The organism is Nocardioides sp. NPDC059952 (assembly GCF_042730435.1).
Lineage (GTDB): Bacteria > Actinomycetota > Actinomycetes > Propionibacteriales > Nocardioidaceae > Nocardioides.
This window is the reverse complement of sequence record NZ_JBHWLY010000062.1, coordinates 22,729-36,725: the sequence shown is the minus strand read 5'-3', so window position 1 is coordinate 36,725 and position 13,997 is coordinate 22,729. Positions and strand designations below refer to the sequence as shown.

Genomic DNA, 13,997 nt, shown 5'->3' with positions numbered 1-13,997 from the left:
GGCGCGTCCTGACCGAAATCACCGCCGAGTCGGCTCGTTCTAACGAGCCGACTCGGCGTGATTCTTCGTCAGAACGCGCCGACTCGGCGGGGCTGAGCGTTCAGACCAGGGCGCTCAGCGGGGTGGGCTTGCGGCCACCGACCTGCTCGACGACGTCGGTGACGGTGGCGAGCTTGCCGAGGCGGGTCGCGGTGCCGAACGAGGTCAGCAGCGGGGCGATGAAGTCCGGGAGCCCGGCGGAGACCAGGCCGGCGGTGTAGGCCTCGTCGTCGACCTGGACGACCTCGACCGGCTTGCCGGACCTCTGCGTGGCGAGCTCGGCCAGATCGGCCGCGGTGTAGGCGTGCGAGCCGGTCACGTCGTACGCCTTGCCCTCATGTCCCTCGCTCGTCAGGACCCCGGCGGCGACGGCCGCGCAGTCGGCGCGGGTGACGTAGGCCGCGCCGCCGTCGCCGATGTTGGTGACGAGCTGCCCGGTCGCGGCGGCCTGGGCCACGGCGTCGACCTGCATGTCGGCGTAGAGGTTGTTGCGCAGCATGGTCCAGGCCAGGCCGCTCTCGCGCAGCGCGTCCTCGGTCGCGGAATGGTCGGGGACGACGCCGGCGGGGTTGTCGGCGGTCGGCTCGGGCACCGAGGTGTAGGCGATGTGGCGTACGCCCGCCTTGACCGCGGCGTCGATGGCGGCGCGATGGCCCTCGACCCGGGCTCCGACGACGTCGGTCGAGATGAGCAGCACGCGCTCGACGCCGGAGAAGGCGTCGACGAGCTCCTCGGGCTTGCCGAAGTCGGCGGCTCGGACGTCGGCGCCACGCTCGGCGTAGTCGGAGAGCTTGGCCGGGTCGCGGGTGAGGAGCACGACCTCGGCGGGGTCGACGGTGGTGAGGAGCTGGTCGGCGACGAGGCGACCGAGCTGGCCGGAGGCGCCGGTGATGGCGATGCTCATGGAGAGTTCCTATCTGTAGTCACAGCGATGACGGTTCCATAAATGTAGTCATAGCGATGGCAATAAGGCAAGATAGGGGCATGGCCACACCGACGAACACCCGTTTCGCGGTGGCCGTGCATGTCCTGACCTACCTCGCCGCGAGCGCTGCTGTGGGCCGCACGACCCCGGTCAGCTCCGACGAGCTGGCGGGAAGCACCGACGTCAACCCCGTCCATGTACGCAAGGTCCTCGGGCCGCTCCGCACGGCGGGTCTGGTCCGATCGCGTCCCGGTGCTCACGGGGGATGGGAGCTGGACGCGGAGCCCGGGACGGTCAACCTCGCCCAGGTGTGGCAGGTGCTGCAGGGGGATGACCCGGTCCTCGGCATCCACGGGCCCAATCCCGCCTGCCCTGTCGGGGCCAGCATCCAGGGGGTGCTGACCGACCTCGACCGGCGCGTCGCCAAGGCCGTCCTGGCCGAGCTCGAAGGCATCTCGCTCAGCGACGTGCTCGACGATTCCGGTTTCGACCCGGCGGACTACGCCGGGCTTCTGCCCTGAGTTCGGGCAGCGATAGCCTCTCGGACTGTGGAGCTATATGGGGCCGCCGACCGCGAGCGGATCGTCGCCGAGCCGCCCAAGCGCGTGGCCGCGCCGGAGCGTACGCAGTTCGAGCGCGACCGGGCCCGCGTGGTGCATGCCGCCTCGACTCGACGGCTGGCGGCCAAGACCCAGGTCGTGGGGCCGCAGGCCGACGACTTCGTACGCAACCGGCTGACCCACTCGCTCGAGGTCGCCCAGGTCGCGCGGGACCTGTCCCGTGCCCTGAACGGGCCGGACTCCCCACAGCCCGACATCGCCGAGACCGCGGCCCTCGCGCACGACCTCGGGCACCCGCCGTTCGGGCACAACGGTGAGAACGTGCTCGCCGAGCAGGCGAAGGGCATCGGTGGGTTTGAGGGCAACGCCCAGACGCTGCGGATCCTGACCCGGCTCGAGGCGAAGACCTTCGACGCCGACGGGCGCTCGGTCGGGCTCAACCTGACCCGGGCGACGCTGGATGCCTGCACGAAGTATCCGTGGGGCTTCGGCGAGCGGAAGGGCGCGAAGTTCGGGGTCTACGAGGACGACCTGCCCGTCTTCACCTGGCTGCGCGCCGCGGACGCCGGGCAGCGGCAGTGCGTCGAGGCGCAGATCATGGACCTCTCCGACGACGTCGCCTACTCCGTCCACGACGTCGAGGACGGCATCGTCGCCGGAAAGATCGACCTCGCCCGCCTCGACCTCGACGGCGTCGCCGCGACCGTGTCCGACTGGTACGTCCCGGGCTTCGACCGCGCTCTCGCGGTCTCGACCATCGCTGACCTGAGCGCCGCCGGCTGCTGGGTCCCCGAGGGCGCTGCGTACGACGCCTCTCGTCGGTCCCGGGCCATGCTCAAGAACCTGACCTCCGACGTCATCGGCAGGTTCTGCGGGGCGGTGCGGGAGGCGACGTACGCCGCCGGCGGCGGCCCCTACGTCCGCTACGGCGCCGAGCTGGTGGTGCCGGAGCAGACCCGCCTGGAGATCGCGCTGCTGAAGGGGATCGCGGCGCACTACGTGATGCGAACCGACGAGCGGGCGGTGAAGATGGATCGCCAGCGCAGCCTGCTCGGCGAGCTTCTCGAGCACCTCGTCTCCACCGGGCCGGACGATCTCGACCGGCAGTTCGCCGACGACTGGCACGCGGCGGCCGACGACTCCGCCCGGCTCCGTGTCGTGATCGACCAGGTCGCCTCGCTGACCGACCTCACCGCGCTGGCCTGGCACGAACGGCTCTGCCGGCGCCTATGATCTGGCCCGTGAGCGATCCCCTCGTCTGGCTGCCCTTCGACCCGTCCGAGCTGGGCGAGGTGCCCGCAGGTCTCCGCTTCGAGCTCTTCGACCACACTCGCTTCACCGGCGGCGCGGTGAAGGTGCCGGACTCGGTGGGTGAGGTGGCCTTCTACCTGCCGCCCTACATGCTCGGCTCGCGCATCTTCGACGTCGTCAGCCAGATGACCTCGCTCCAGGTGGTGCAGCTGCTCACCGCTGGGGTCGACGCCGCCCGCGGCCACATCCCTGAAGGGGTGACCCTCTGCAACGGCCGCGGCATCCACGACACCTCGACCGCCGAGCTCGCCGTCACGCTGGTCCTGTCGTCGCTGCGGGGCATCCCCGGACACGTACGCCATCAGGACGAGCACGCCTGGCGGCCCGGCTGGTTCCCGTCGCTGGCCGACAAGAGGGTCCTGATCGTCGGGTACGGAGCGATCGGCCGGGCCATCGAGGCGCGGCTGCTTCCCTTCGAGACCGAGGTGGTCGGGGTCGCGCGGACCGCGCGGGAGGGTGTGCACGGCTTCGACGAGCTCGACACGCTCGTGCCCGACGCCGACGTGATCGTGCTGGCCACGCCGCTCACCGACGAGACCCGCGGCCTGGTCGACCGGAAGCTCTTGGGACGGATGAAGGACGGCGCGCTGCTGGTCAACGTCGCCCGCGGTGGCGTCGTCGTCACCGACGACCTGGTCGCCGAGCTCGCCACGAAGCGGATCCATGCGGCGATCGACGTCGCCGAGACCGAGCCGCTCCCGGCCGAGAGCCCGCTGTGGAGCTCGCCCAACCTGCTCATCACCCCGCATGTCGGCGGGGCGTCGAGCGCGATGTGGCCCCGCGCCTACCGGGTCGTACGCGAGCAGCTCGAGCGGTTCGCCGCCGGCGAGCCGCTCGCGAACGTGATGTCCCGCGACTACTGAGGTGGCCATTTCGGACTACCCCGACAACGGAGGGCCACAGGTGTGCTTCAGATAGCAGTAGTCCAGGAGACGGCGGTGCCCGGCGACGTGACCGCCAACGTGGCGACGGCCGCGGACCGGGTCCGCGAGGCGGCCGCGAAGGGCGCGCGCCTGGTCGCGTTGCCCGAGACCTTCACGACCTCGTGGGACCTCGACGCCTTCGACGGCGGTCCGCTGCCCTCGCTCGACGACACCGCTTGGCTGGCCCCGGTGCGGGCCGCGGTGGACGAGACCGGCGCGGTGCTCGTGCTCAACTCGCCCCTCGCCTACGCCGGACGGCGGGGGATCACCAGCCTGGTCATCGCGCCGGGGGAGGAGCCGGTCGCGGCGTACGACAAACAGCACCTGTTCCCGCCGGAGGTCGGTCGCTTCGAGCCGGGTGAGCACGGCATGACGCTCGAGATCGACGGCGTCCGGGTGGCGCTGTCGGTCTGCTACGACGCCAACTTCCCCGAGCACGCCGCCGCGGCGGCCGCCGACGGCGCGATCCTCTATCTCAACACCGGTGCCTACTTCCCGGGCGGCGGCCACCGGCGTGACCTGCACTATGCCGCCCGGGCGCTGGACAACTCGATGTACGTCGCCTTCGCCGGTCTCGTCGGCGGACCGCTCGACTTCATCGGCGGCTCCGCGGTCTACGACCCGCTCGGCCGGCCGATCGAGCGGCTCGACGACGCCACCCCGGGCATAGTCGTCGCCACCATCGACCCGGCCGAGGTCGCGCGGGTGCGGGACGACCAGCGGATGTGGGCCGACCGCCGCGCGGACCTCGGGCCGCGGCGTACGCTCCTGCTCTAGGGGGTCGGCTCCTCGGAGACCAGCTTTCCGAAGGCGATCATCCGGTTGTCGGTGTGGAAGAGCTCCGAGCAGGTGGTGAGGGTGATCAGGGCCTGACCCTCGACCTGCTCGGGCTCCACGCCACCACGCTCGGGGTTGTCGGGAAGCGGGTCGGTGACCCACACCGAGGTGAACGGCACGATCAGGTCCCCGCCGTTGCTGGTGAGGGCATAGACGTACGTCTTCTCCCTGGTCAGGACGCGGATCTCATCGCCTTCGCGGAGCTCGGGGAGGTCGCGCAGCGGTTCGCCGTGGGTGATCCGGTGGCCGGCGAGCGCGAAGTTGCCGACCTCGCCGGGACCCGCGGTGCCGGAGAAGTGGCCGAGGCCGGCGCCCAGGACCTTGTCGGAGGTGCCGGCGAAGATCGGGATCCGATAGTCCGCGCCGAGGCGGGGGATCTCGATGATGGCCTCTGCGGACCCGAACTCGGTGCTCACCTCGGTGTGCCCCGAGCCCCAGGCGGCCTCGAGCTTCGAGGCCGCGTCCTGCTGGTGCTGTTTGCTCAGAAATGTGGTGCCGTAGACCGTCCAGGCCAGGTACCCGAGAATCCCTACCCCGGCAACGACCATGGCGAGGCCGAGCCAGAAGGAAGCCCGGCGGGCAGTGCGCCGCGGCTTTGTATAGGTAGACATCGGGTCAAGCATCTCAGCCCGATCCGCCGCACCGTAGGATCTGGCGGTGTGGCGGGCCGCATCAAGGAGACGAGCATCCAAGAGGTGCGTGAGAAGGCGCGCCTGGACGACATCGTCTCCCAGTACGTCACGCTGCGCCGCGCGGGCCCGGGGACCTACAAAGGCCTGTGCCCGTTCCACGACGAGAAGTCGCCCTCCTTCAACGTGAACCCGTCGCGGGGCTTCTTCAAGTGCTTCGGTTGCCAAGAGGGCGGCGACGTCATCGACTTCGTGATGAAGCTCGAGGGACTGAGCTTCTTCGAGGCGGTCGAGCGGCTCGGCGACAAGGTGGGTGTGCAGGTCCAGCGCGAGGAGGGCGACGACGCACCTGTCCGTCGTGGTCCCGGGCGCGGCAAGCTGGTCGAGGCCCACAAGGTCGCCGCCGAGTTCTACGCCGAGCAGTTGCTGACCCCCGACGCCGTGGTCGCGCGGCAGTTCCTCGCCGACAAGGGCTTCGACCGCGACGCGGCGCTGCACTTCGGGGTCGGGTTCTCGCCGCGCGGGGGAGAGGACCTCTATCGCCACCTTCGGGCGCGCGGCTTCTCGGACGAGGAGGTCGTGACCGCGGGGCTGGTAGCGCATGGGCGCTCGCACTACGACCGGTTCCGCGGCCGGCTGATGTGGCCGATCCGGGAGTCGGGTGGGGACGTCATCGGCTTCGGTGCGCGCCGGCTCTTCGACGACGACCGCATCGAGGCGAAGTACCTCAACACCTCCGAGACGCCGATCTACAAGAAGTCGCACGTCCTCTACGGGATCGACCTGGCCCGCAAGGAGATGGCCCGCACCCGCGAGGCGGTGATCGTGGAGGGCTACACCGATGTGATGGCCTGCCACCTCGCTGGGATCACCACCGCCGTGGCGACCTGCGGCACCGCGTTCGGCGACGACCACGCGAAGGTGCTGCGCCGGTTCATCTCCGATGACCAGCAGCTGCGCGGCGCGGTCGTGTTCACCTTCGACGGCGATGCCGCCGGCCAGGCCGCGGCGCTGAAGGCGTTCAAGGGCGACGGCAACTTCACCTCCCAGACCTACGTCGCCGTCGAGCCCGACGGCCTCGACCCCAACGACCTCCGGATCAAGAAGGGCGACGAGGCGGTCCGCGATCTTCTCGCCAACCGCGTCCCGCTCTACGAGTTCGTGCTGCGCAACGTCGCCTCGAAGTACGACCTGGACCGTGCCGACGGCCGTATCGACGCGCTGCGCGAGGCGGCGCCCTTGGTCGCCTCCGTCCGGGACGAGTCCAAGAAGATGGGCTTCACCCGCGACCTGGCTCGTTTCCTCGGTGTCGATCCCGACGAAGCCGCCCGCGAGGTACGCCGCGCCGCCGGCCGCCCCGCACCGTCGGCCGCTCCGACGCGGCGGGAGGCTGCCCCTGCGGAGGCGCCAGCCGCGCCGCAGCGCCCGCCCATGCCGCACCCGCGCGAGCCGCGCTTCACGGTCGAGCGTGAGACCCTGAAGCTCTTCGTGCAGCACCCTGTCGCGCTGGGGCGCACCACCGGCGAGATCACCCCCGAGGCCTTCACCCACCCCCTCTACCGAGCCCTGTGGGAGATCATCGCCGGCCTCGGTGGTCCTGGCGCAGGCACCGGCAACGCCGGCTGGGCCCAGAAGCTCGGTGCCGCCGCCTCGGACCCGCTCGTCAGCCGCATCCTCGCCGAGCTCGCCGTGGAGCCGATCCCGTCCGCGAAGGAGCCGGATTCTGCGTACGTCCTGCAGTACGTCGTACGCCTCCTCGAGCTCCTCGACCAGCGCCGCATCGCCGAGGTGAAGAGCCGTCTGCAGCGCTCCGACGCTGCCGCCGACCCCGAGGCCTACAACCGTCTTTTCGCCCAGCTCGCCGCCCTCGAACAGCACCGCCGCGGCCTCCGCAACCTCGTCGCCGAGTGACGGCCTGCCGATTTCCGATCGCCGCCGCCGGGTTGCTAAGGTTTCACCCGCGCCGCAAGGTGCAATTCCCCTGTAGCTCAATTGGCAGAGCATTCGGCTGTTAACCGGAGGGTTGTTGGTTCGAGTCCAACCGGGGGAGCAAGAAAAGGGCCGCTGACCAGGCAAAACGCCAAGGTCAGCGGCTCTCGTCATTTCGATCCAACGCCGTTTCTCCCGGAAATCACCCGGTTTTGGGGCTCGGCGTGGACTCCTTGAAGAACCTTTCGAGGGTCTCGGCGACCTTCGGCGCCTCCGTGTTGAGCCCGACGTCGAACGTCTCCGTCGTGGTCTGACTCGCGTGTCCGAGCTGCTCCTGAGCCGTGCGGAGGTCTTGAAGGTGACCCAGGCGTACTTGGTCCCTGCCACCGCGGACACCCATCGGCGCCGCATGTTGGAGTACGGGATCCAGGAGCCAACGCGAGACGGGAAGACCGCGTCGATCGGGTTTGGTCCGGTCTGGTTGACCTGCCGCTCCAGGAGCATGGCTACGAGCGACCCGGGGATCTCGACCGGACGCTCCGACGACTCGGACTTCGGGTACTCCTGTCGGTAGACCCCGAGGCCCTTTTCTTGCTTGATGGTGCCTGTGACTTCGAGATACGGGCGCAAGCAGGAGCAGGACATGCACGCCAACCGTAAGTCCCGGGTACGTCAGACGCAACCGGCACGTCCCGGGCCCAATGGACCGCCTCGTCGCCTTCGCCAACCTGGCTGTCAACATCGCGAGGCTCATCCTGGCGGTGATCCAGGAGTAGCGCGACCAGCGGATCCGGCCACCACACTCCGACGCCGCACACTCCTCCACCACCAGCGAGGAGCCAATAGACCGCACTGGGTGGCCCGGTCAGATCGCCGTCGACGGTCGGGCCAGGCCACCCAACACCGACGAGCTCCGACCAGCCCTAGCGGCAGGTGCCCGAGAACCCGTTGTCGACGGTGCGGTACTCCGGAAAGATCATGGCGTCACGGGTATTGGGGCCGTACTCACCATCTGCCTTGATCCGGTGCGTGGCCTGAACAACCTCCACCGCCGCCTTGGTGGCTTCCCCGTAGATGCCATCGGTCGCAAGATTAGGGACGGCGTTGTAGCAAAGATTGATCGCCTGCTGAAGCGCCTGAACTCCGACGCTTCGGGACCCCTTGGCCATCCAGCAGTCGTAGAGGTAGCCGCCGCCGGCGGTGGGGTAGTAAGGCATGTAGACATACCGCCCGGCGGGGGTATTTGGCTGGGACATAGTCCTGGCCCGGCTGCACTCGTAGGTGGCAGCAGAGGCCGGGGGCGCGGTCGTCAAACCAACCAGCAGCGACGAGGCCAAGACGATCAGAGCACTGATGGCGCCGACCTTGAAACGGTTTCTGTTCACGGTTCTCCAGTTCGTAAGCGACTGACAGGGGCGAGGCTCGACGTCACGCAATTCCTAGGCTGGTCAGGGCAACGCCAACGCCAGACGCTAGAACCATCGACGTCCCACCCGAACCCGTACCTTTCCCGCACCTCGTGCAGCACGCAGCATCGAGCTCACCGCGGGGCGTCCCCTATTTCTCCCCAGAGGCGGTCGCCCCGTCATGTCTAGGCTGGTCAGACCGTGCCGAGCGATCCACTTTTGATCCTTCTGGCGCGGACGCTCGGTCCGCGCGGGCGGAGGGCCGCCGTCCGCCGATGGGATTAATCCGAGGTTCGGAACGTCTCGAATCGGTTGAACGCGTCGGGATCCTTGGCAATCTCTAGGAGGGCGAGTTCCCGCTTCTGTGCGAGCAACTGCATCTCCTCAGCAGTCGCCTTGTCTGAGGTTGGTGCCTGATTCAGGATGTGGAGTCGGGCGAGCTTTTCTGGTCGAGGGCTCGCAGAATTCAAGACCTGGAACGTGTCTTGCAATTGTGGCTGAACGAGACGGACGAGGACCGTCGCGATGTTCTGGCCGAGGATGTCATGGCGTTTCTCGGATCGCGGGAAGAGTTCACAGCCTCGCTGCGCGCATTTGCTGAGATCAGAGGTTTTGACACCAGCGGAGTCGGCGACGTCGACGGGGAAGAGAGCTCAGTGCAGGTCTGAGGGTTTTGTGCGGCGGGGTTCACGCTCGGGACGAAGCAGCCTTCAGTACAGGCGGCTCTCGGTGCGGTGTCCGACTGCGCTCCGCCCGGGCTTCGGCCAGGTCGTGACGTGCGCCGGCAGGGCGCTGAACACTTCGAGCTTCTGTCGAAGTGTCCATACGGCCTGAAACGCCATCTTCATGCCCCGCTGCCCCGCTGCCCCGGCGATCAGGGCGCCATCGTGTTGCTCGCCGAGGGTGGCACCGGTCGGAAGGCCCGGCGTTGCTGAGCGATTCGACCGGAATGGGTGGGTCTCCTGTCTATCTCCCGCTTTTGAGCGAATGACACTGGTTGACAGCGAACACCGCCTCTCGACGTTGGGGCAGGTGGGCGCGGCGGTTCGTCGAGGTGCGTCAAACGCTGTCGCCGTCCTTCTGAAACGGAGGGTTGTTGGTTCGAGTCCAACCGGGGGAGCGAGAAACTCCGCCTGACCTGCAGATACAGGTCAGGCGGAGTTCTTTTTCAGGTGCCGTCCTGGAGTCACGGTGTCCGCTCGGCTGACGTGGGTGTCGCCGAGGTGGGCAGGGTGTGCGTGTGGGCAGCGGCCGCGGCGCCCGAGTCGGCCATGGTGCCCTGAGCGACCCGGTGACGCCCCATGACCACGGCCATCGCGACGCCGGCGAGGCTGAACACCGCCATCACCCAGGCCGCGGCGGAGAGGCCGGAGGACAGGGCATCGACGGCGGACGCGCCCTCAGCGGTCTGGGTGGCGATGACGTTGCCGTAGATCGTCGCGGCGAGGGCCGTGGCCACGGCCGCGCCGACGTAGCGTGCCATGTTGGAGACACCCGAGGCCGCCCCGACCTGGGCTGCCGAGACGCATGCCGTCGAGGCCGACGTCGCGGGCCCGTTGGACAGGCCCATCCCGATCGCCGCGGCGACGAGCGGCAGCACGAATGCGGCGTACCCCCACGAGCCCTCGACGAAGCCGATCCACGCGAAGCCGATCGCCGTGAGCGCAAACCCGGCTCCGACCACGGGGCGACCGCCGAACTTCGCCGCGACCCGTGGCACCAAGGGAGCGACCGCGACGAGGCCGGCGGTGGCAGGGAGTGTCGCCAGGCCGGCTTGCAGCGAGCTGAGCCCGAGCGTGCTGGGGTCCTGGAAGTAGAGGCTCACCAGGTACATCAGCGCGTTGATGGTGCCGGCGCCGATGAGGATGGCGATCGTGGACGCGACCAGGATCCTGTTGCGAAGCAGGGACAGGTCGAGCATGGGGACGGCGACCCGCTTCTCCACCGCGACGAAGGCGAGTCCCGACACCACGGACACGGCCAGGCACCCGAGCGTGGCCAACGATGTCCACCCCCAGTCGCTGCCCTCGCTGAGCGCCAGGATGATCGGGGTGAGGGTGGCCGCGACCAGCAGGCTGCCGCCGACGTCGATCGAACGTGGCCGGTCCTCGTCGCGGGACTCGGTCACCAGGCGGGCAGTCATCGCCATGCACACCACCGCGACGCCGGCGTCGAGCCAGAACAGTCCTTGCCAGCTCGTCAGATCGACCAGGACACCACCGAGCAGCGGCCCTACCGCAGCACCCACGCCTGCCGCCGCGCCCCAGAGCGAGACCGCCCGCAGCTTGCCTTCTTCGGGTGTGCCGACCGTGAGCAGGCTGAGGCCACAGGCCAGGATCGTCGCGCCGGATGCGCCCTGGATGCACCGCCCGGCGATGACGGCTCCACCGGAGTTCGAGAGGGCGATCAGCACGCACGACGCGATGAACAGCAGCAGGCCGAGCTGGAAGATGCGCTTCCTGCCGAACACGTCGCCCAACGAGCCGGAGGTCACGATGGTCGCGGCACCGACCAGCGAGTATCCCGTGACGGCCCACTGCAACGTGGTGACGTCCATGCCGGTGTCTGCGCTGATGGCGGGGAGCAGGATGCTCACCGCTGACGTGTTGGCGTTGACCACCAGGGTCGAGAGACAGGTGACGAGAAGGACACCACCTGCTCGGGTTGCCACCTCGGTGCTGCTCATCGGAACCCCTCACCTTCGTCAGGACGACCGCGGGACGTCATGCGTCAACCACAGGCACCACGGTGACTGCCTCGGTGGGCCGTGTCCTCCCCCCGTACGGATGATCCCGACATGCGCTGAAGCGGGCGCGGCTTCGGTGCATCGTCGGGCCGGTCGCGGGTTACCGGTCGAGTCATGAGTGGAGACCAGCTTCAGCCGGAGGACACGCTCGATGACCGTGGCGTCGACGACGTCCTGGACGAAGGCTATTCGCCGCCCGAGCGGCCGCGGGGTGTGACCGCAAAGGGGGTGACTCCCCGAGAGGAGATCGAGGGAGAGACCATCGATGAACGGCGCGCCCAGGAGGAGCCGGAGGTCTGGGAGGAGGCCGAGGCGGAGGCTGACGCCGACATCCTGGACGGGCCTGTGACCGGCGAAGTGGGGGAGGCCCGTTCCGGTCGGCTCATCAGCCCCGACGAAGGCGTGCGCGAGGACGATGAGGGCAAGCTCATCGGGTACGACGAAGGTATCGACGGTGCCGGCGCCTCGGCAGAGGAAGCGGCCGTGCACATCGTCGACGAGCCCCCTGGCTGAGACTGCGGTCGCGCCTTCAGGGGTACCGGTGAGCCGGATTCCTTACCAGTGCAGAGGAGAATCGCCATGTCCGACGATGTGACCGACCTGATCATGCAGGACCACCGCGAGGTGGAGAGCCTGTTCGAGAAGCTCGAGCGAGAACCCGACGTACGAGCCGGGCTGACCCCGATCCTGGTGACTCTCCTGGCCGCCCACAGCCGCGCCGAGGAGGCCGAGGTCTACCCGGTCGCTCGGGACGAGGCGGGTGAGGCCGAGGATGTCGCGCACAGTCAGGAGGAGCACCTGCTTGCAGACCGCCTCCTCGCCGAGCTCAGCGAATGCGACCCCTACTCGACGGCGTACGCCGACAAGCTGCGCGAGGTCGTCGAGGCGGTCAGCCACCATGTCGAGGAAGAGGAGAGCAGCGTCCTGCCGGGCATTCGCGACCGTCTCGACGACGCCCGCCGTGCCGAGCTGGGCAAGGCGTTCCTGAAGACCCGGCGGGAGCACCTCGGCGAGATGCCCCAGGACATCACCCGCGATGAGATGCGCCGCCAGGCCGCCAACGCGGATATCCCCGTCGGCGACAAGGACAAGCAGGCCCTACGGCGCGAGCTGGATCAGCACGCCGACAGCTGACCCGCGGTGACAGAGGCGGTTTTATCGGTGATCAGCGAGGCGCGACCATCAGTGGTTGCGTGACGACGGCGAACCTGCCGTGCTCGTCGGCCATGTCGCCCTGTGCCAAGCCGATCCCGTCCGGGCCGATGGTGCTGTGGGCGTCGAGCAGCATCCACTCGCTCACCGGCGGGCGCTCGACGGTGACGGTCACGGTCGGCGGGATGAAGTACCACGAGCTCATCGGCAGGGAGCCGGACAGGCCGTTGGTGGAGTCGGCCAGGACGAGAAGACGCTGCACCGGAGAGGTCTGCTCGCCGGCGACCAGTGGGACCCGCAGGCGAGCCCAGACCGTCGCCGGGCCTGGCTCGTAGCCCCCGCTGACGAACCGCCAGTCGAGGGCGCGGCCGTAGCCCCAGTCCGGGCTGACTCCCTCGAAGAAGCGCTCGGAAGAGGCCGGCGGGATGGCGGGGATCTTCTCCGTCGGACGCCAGTGCTCGCGGGTCGACCCCGGCGTGGCGCGGATCAGCCAGGCGCCCGCCTTGACAGCCAGCCGGTCACCGGCCCACAGCGAGGCCTCGACGAGCTCGACGCGACGACCCGGCCGAACCACGTGTGCCTCGACGCGCATGGTGCCCTGCGGGATGCCGCCGAGCATGTCGGCGGTGAACCGGGCGATGGACAGGGCCGGGTCGGAGCGTACCGACTCGATCGCCCGGGCCAGCAGGGCAGCGGGAGGGCCGCCGTGCTGCAGCGAGTGGTCCCAGGGGCTGGCCGTCGCCGGGGTCGACTCGAAGACGCCGTCGTTGCCGGTCGGTAGGTAGAAGGCCTCGAATTCGTGCGTCATCAGCGGCTCAGCTGGGGGTAGAGGGCCTCGATCGGCTGAGCGAGACCGGCCTTGACGTCGGCGCTCACCTGGTCGGCGAGGATCTCGTACGCGTCGGCCTCGAGGCCGTCGTAGGCACTGCGGACGACATCGGCCGGGTCGTTCTTCGGGTCGGTGATAGCCGCCGTCATCGGTGTGTCGGTGTATCCCAGGTGCAGCGAAGCGACGTGGATGCCGTCGCCCGCCAGCGCGAGGCGCTGGGTGTTGGTCGCCGACCACAGCGCAGCCTTGGTGGCGCTGTAGCCGTCCCCGATGCCGTACCAGCTCAGGACCGACAGCACGTTGAGCACGACTCCGCCGCCGGCGCGCAGCGAGGGCAGGAAGGTGTTGGTGACGTCGAGGGCTCCCCAGAAGTTCGTCTCGAAGAGGTCGCGAGCGGCGCCCAGGTCGCCCGTCACGCTGGCCCCGTTGGAGCCGCCGGCGTTGTTGATGACGATCGTGACGTCCCCGGCCGAAGCGGCCGCCTCGGCGACCGAGTCGTGGTCGGTCACGTCGAGCCTCAGGGGCACGATGCGGGGATCGCTCCACTCGCGGGGAGTGCGGGCGGCGGCGTACACCTTGGCGGCGCCGCGCTCCAGCGCCTGGTTGACGAAGTGGGTGCCGAGGCCGCCGTTCGCTCCGGTCACCAGGACGACCGCGTTCGCGAGAGTGGGCATGTGGTTCTCCTGTCTCGAGGGCGGGGGCTCCGCTCCG

Annotated in this window: 14 protein-coding genes and 1 tRNA gene; 9 read left to right on the top strand and 6 right to left on the bottom strand. The window is 69.2% G+C overall.

Annotated features, from left to right (window positions below):
• Positions 1–100: 100 nt before the first annotated feature.
• Positions 101–943, bottom strand: coding sequence for an SDR family oxidoreductase (locus tag ACFV9G_RS22860; protein ID WP_378730213.1), 843 nt, complete (start codon positions 941–943; stop codon positions 101–103).
• A gap of 80 nt (positions 944–1,023) precedes the next feature.
• On the opposite strand from ACFV9G_RS22860, the gene ACFV9G_RS22855 reads away from it, so the two are divergent.
• The 4 genes from ACFV9G_RS22855 to ACFV9G_RS22840 are packed head-to-tail and all read left to right on the top strand — an operon-like array spanning position 1,024 to position 4,535.
• Entirely contained in the window at positions 1,024–1,485 is a 462-nt protein-coding gene (locus ACFV9G_RS22855) for an Rrf2 family transcriptional regulator (protein WP_378730211.1), read from the top strand.
• 27 nt (positions 1,486–1,512) lie between these two features.
• On the top strand, positions 1,513–2,757 hold the full coding sequence (locus ACFV9G_RS22850; protein WP_378730209.1) for a deoxyguanosinetriphosphate triphosphohydrolase: 1,245 nt from the start codon (positions 1,513–1,515) through the stop codon (positions 2,755–2,757).
• An 8-nt stretch (positions 2,758–2,765) separates the two neighbouring features.
• The gene (locus ACFV9G_RS22845; RefSeq protein ID WP_378730207.1) at positions 2,766–3,698 is read left to right on the top strand and encodes a 2-hydroxyacid dehydrogenase; all 933 of its coding nucleotides are present in this window, start codon (positions 2,766–2,768) and stop codon (positions 3,696–3,698) included.
• 42 nt (positions 3,699–3,740) lie between these two features.
• A complete protein-coding gene (locus tag ACFV9G_RS22840; RefSeq protein ID WP_378730205.1) occupies positions 3,741–4,535 on the top strand; it encodes a carbon-nitrogen hydrolase family protein in 795 nt (264 codons plus the stop codon).
• On the opposite strand, the gene ACFV9G_RS22835 is transcribed toward ACFV9G_RS22840, so the two are convergent.
• Positions 4,532–5,206, bottom strand: coding sequence for a class E sortase (locus ACFV9G_RS22835; RefSeq protein ID WP_378730203.1), 675 nt, complete (start codon positions 5,204–5,206; stop codon positions 4,532–4,534). The genes ACFV9G_RS22840 and ACFV9G_RS22835 overlap by 4 nt on opposite strands.
• Positions 5,207–5,254: 48 nt before the next feature.
• Between ACFV9G_RS22835 and dnaG the strand changes: the two genes are divergently transcribed.
• The gene (gene dnaG, locus ACFV9G_RS22830; protein WP_378730201.1) at positions 5,255–7,135 is read left to right on the top strand and encodes a DNA primase; all 1,881 of its coding nucleotides are present in this window, start codon (positions 5,255–5,257) and stop codon (positions 7,133–7,135) included.
• Positions 7,136–7,201: 66 nt separating this feature from the next.
• Positions 7,202–7,274, top strand: a tRNA-Asn gene (locus ACFV9G_RS22825).
• A gap of 802 nt (positions 7,275–8,076) precedes the next feature.
• Here the strand turns inward: ACFV9G_RS22825 and ACFV9G_RS22820 are convergent.
• A complete protein-coding gene (locus ACFV9G_RS22820; protein WP_378730199.1) occupies positions 8,077–8,538 on the bottom strand; it encodes a peptidoglycan-binding protein in 462 nt (153 codons plus the stop codon).
• A 446-nt stretch (positions 8,539–8,984) separates the two neighbouring features.
• On the opposite strand from ACFV9G_RS22820, the gene ACFV9G_RS22815 reads away from it, so the two are divergent.
• Complete coding sequence (locus ACFV9G_RS22815; RefSeq protein ID WP_378730197.1) at positions 8,985–9,227, top strand: hypothetical protein; 243 nt, start codon at positions 8,985–8,987, stop codon at positions 9,225–9,227.
• Between the two features lie 518 nt (positions 9,228–9,745).
• Here the strand turns inward: ACFV9G_RS22815 and ACFV9G_RS22810 are convergent.
• On the bottom strand, positions 9,746–11,245 hold the full coding sequence (locus tag ACFV9G_RS22810) for an MFS transporter (RefSeq protein ID WP_378730195.1): 1,500 nt from the start codon (positions 11,243–11,245) through the stop codon (positions 9,746–9,748).
• A 174-nt stretch (positions 11,246–11,419) separates the two neighbouring features.
• Between ACFV9G_RS22810 and ACFV9G_RS22805 the strand changes: the two genes are divergently transcribed.
• Positions 11,420–11,818 carry a DUF5709 domain-containing protein gene (locus ACFV9G_RS22805; RefSeq protein WP_378730193.1) on the top strand — a complete coding sequence of 133 codons (399 nt, stop codon included), beginning with the start codon at positions 11,420–11,422 and terminating at the stop codon, positions 11,816–11,818.
• Between the two features lie 66 nt (positions 11,819–11,884).
• On the top strand, positions 11,885–12,439 hold the full coding sequence (locus ACFV9G_RS22800) for a hemerythrin domain-containing protein (RefSeq protein ID WP_378730191.1): 555 nt from the start codon (positions 11,885–11,887) through the stop codon (positions 12,437–12,439).
• A 31-nt stretch (positions 12,440–12,470) separates the two neighbouring features.
• Here the strand turns inward: ACFV9G_RS22800 and ACFV9G_RS22795 are convergent, their stop codons facing one another.
• A complete protein-coding gene (locus ACFV9G_RS22795; protein WP_378730189.1) occupies positions 12,471–13,265 on the bottom strand; it encodes a thioesterase family protein in 795 nt (264 codons plus the stop codon).
• On the bottom strand, positions 13,265–13,960 hold the full coding sequence (locus tag ACFV9G_RS22790; protein WP_378730187.1) for an SDR family oxidoreductase: 696 nt from the start codon (positions 13,958–13,960) through the stop codon (positions 13,265–13,267). The genes ACFV9G_RS22795 and ACFV9G_RS22790 overlap by 1 nt, the downstream gene beginning before the upstream one ends.
• Positions 13,961–13,997 lie beyond the last annotated feature (37 nt).

Bases quoted from the DNA above. Each gene is read 5' to 3' on its own strand.
- ACFV9G_RS22860 (WP_378730213.1), bottom strand. From the start codon at position 943: ATGAGCATCGCCATCACCGGCGCCTCCGGCCAGCTCGGTCGCCTCGTC.
- ACFV9G_RS22855 (WP_378730211.1), top strand. From the start codon at position 1,024: ATGGCCACACCGACGAACACCCGTTTCGCGGTGGCCGTGCATGTCCTG.
- ACFV9G_RS22835 (WP_378730203.1), bottom strand. From the start codon at position 5,206: ATGTCTACCTATACAAAGCCGCGGCGCACTGCCCGCCGGGCTTCCTTC.
- ACFV9G_RS22810 (WP_378730195.1), bottom strand. From the start codon at position 11,245: ATGAGCAGCACCGAGGTGGCAACCCGAGCAGGTGGTGTCCTTCTCGTC.
- ACFV9G_RS22805 (WP_378730193.1), top strand. From the start codon at position 11,420: ATGAGTGGAGACCAGCTTCAGCCGGAGGACACGCTCGATGACCGTGGC.
- ACFV9G_RS22800 (WP_378730191.1), top strand. From the start codon at position 11,885: ATGTCCGACGATGTGACCGACCTGATCATGCAGGACCACCGCGAGGTG.
- ACFV9G_RS22795 (WP_378730189.1), bottom strand. From the start codon at position 13,265: ATGACGCACGAATTCGAGGCCTTCTACCTACCGACCGGCAACGACGGC.
- ACFV9G_RS22790 (WP_378730187.1), bottom strand. From the start codon at position 13,960: ATGCCCACTCTCGCGAACGCGGTCGTCCTGGTGACCGGAGCGAACGGC.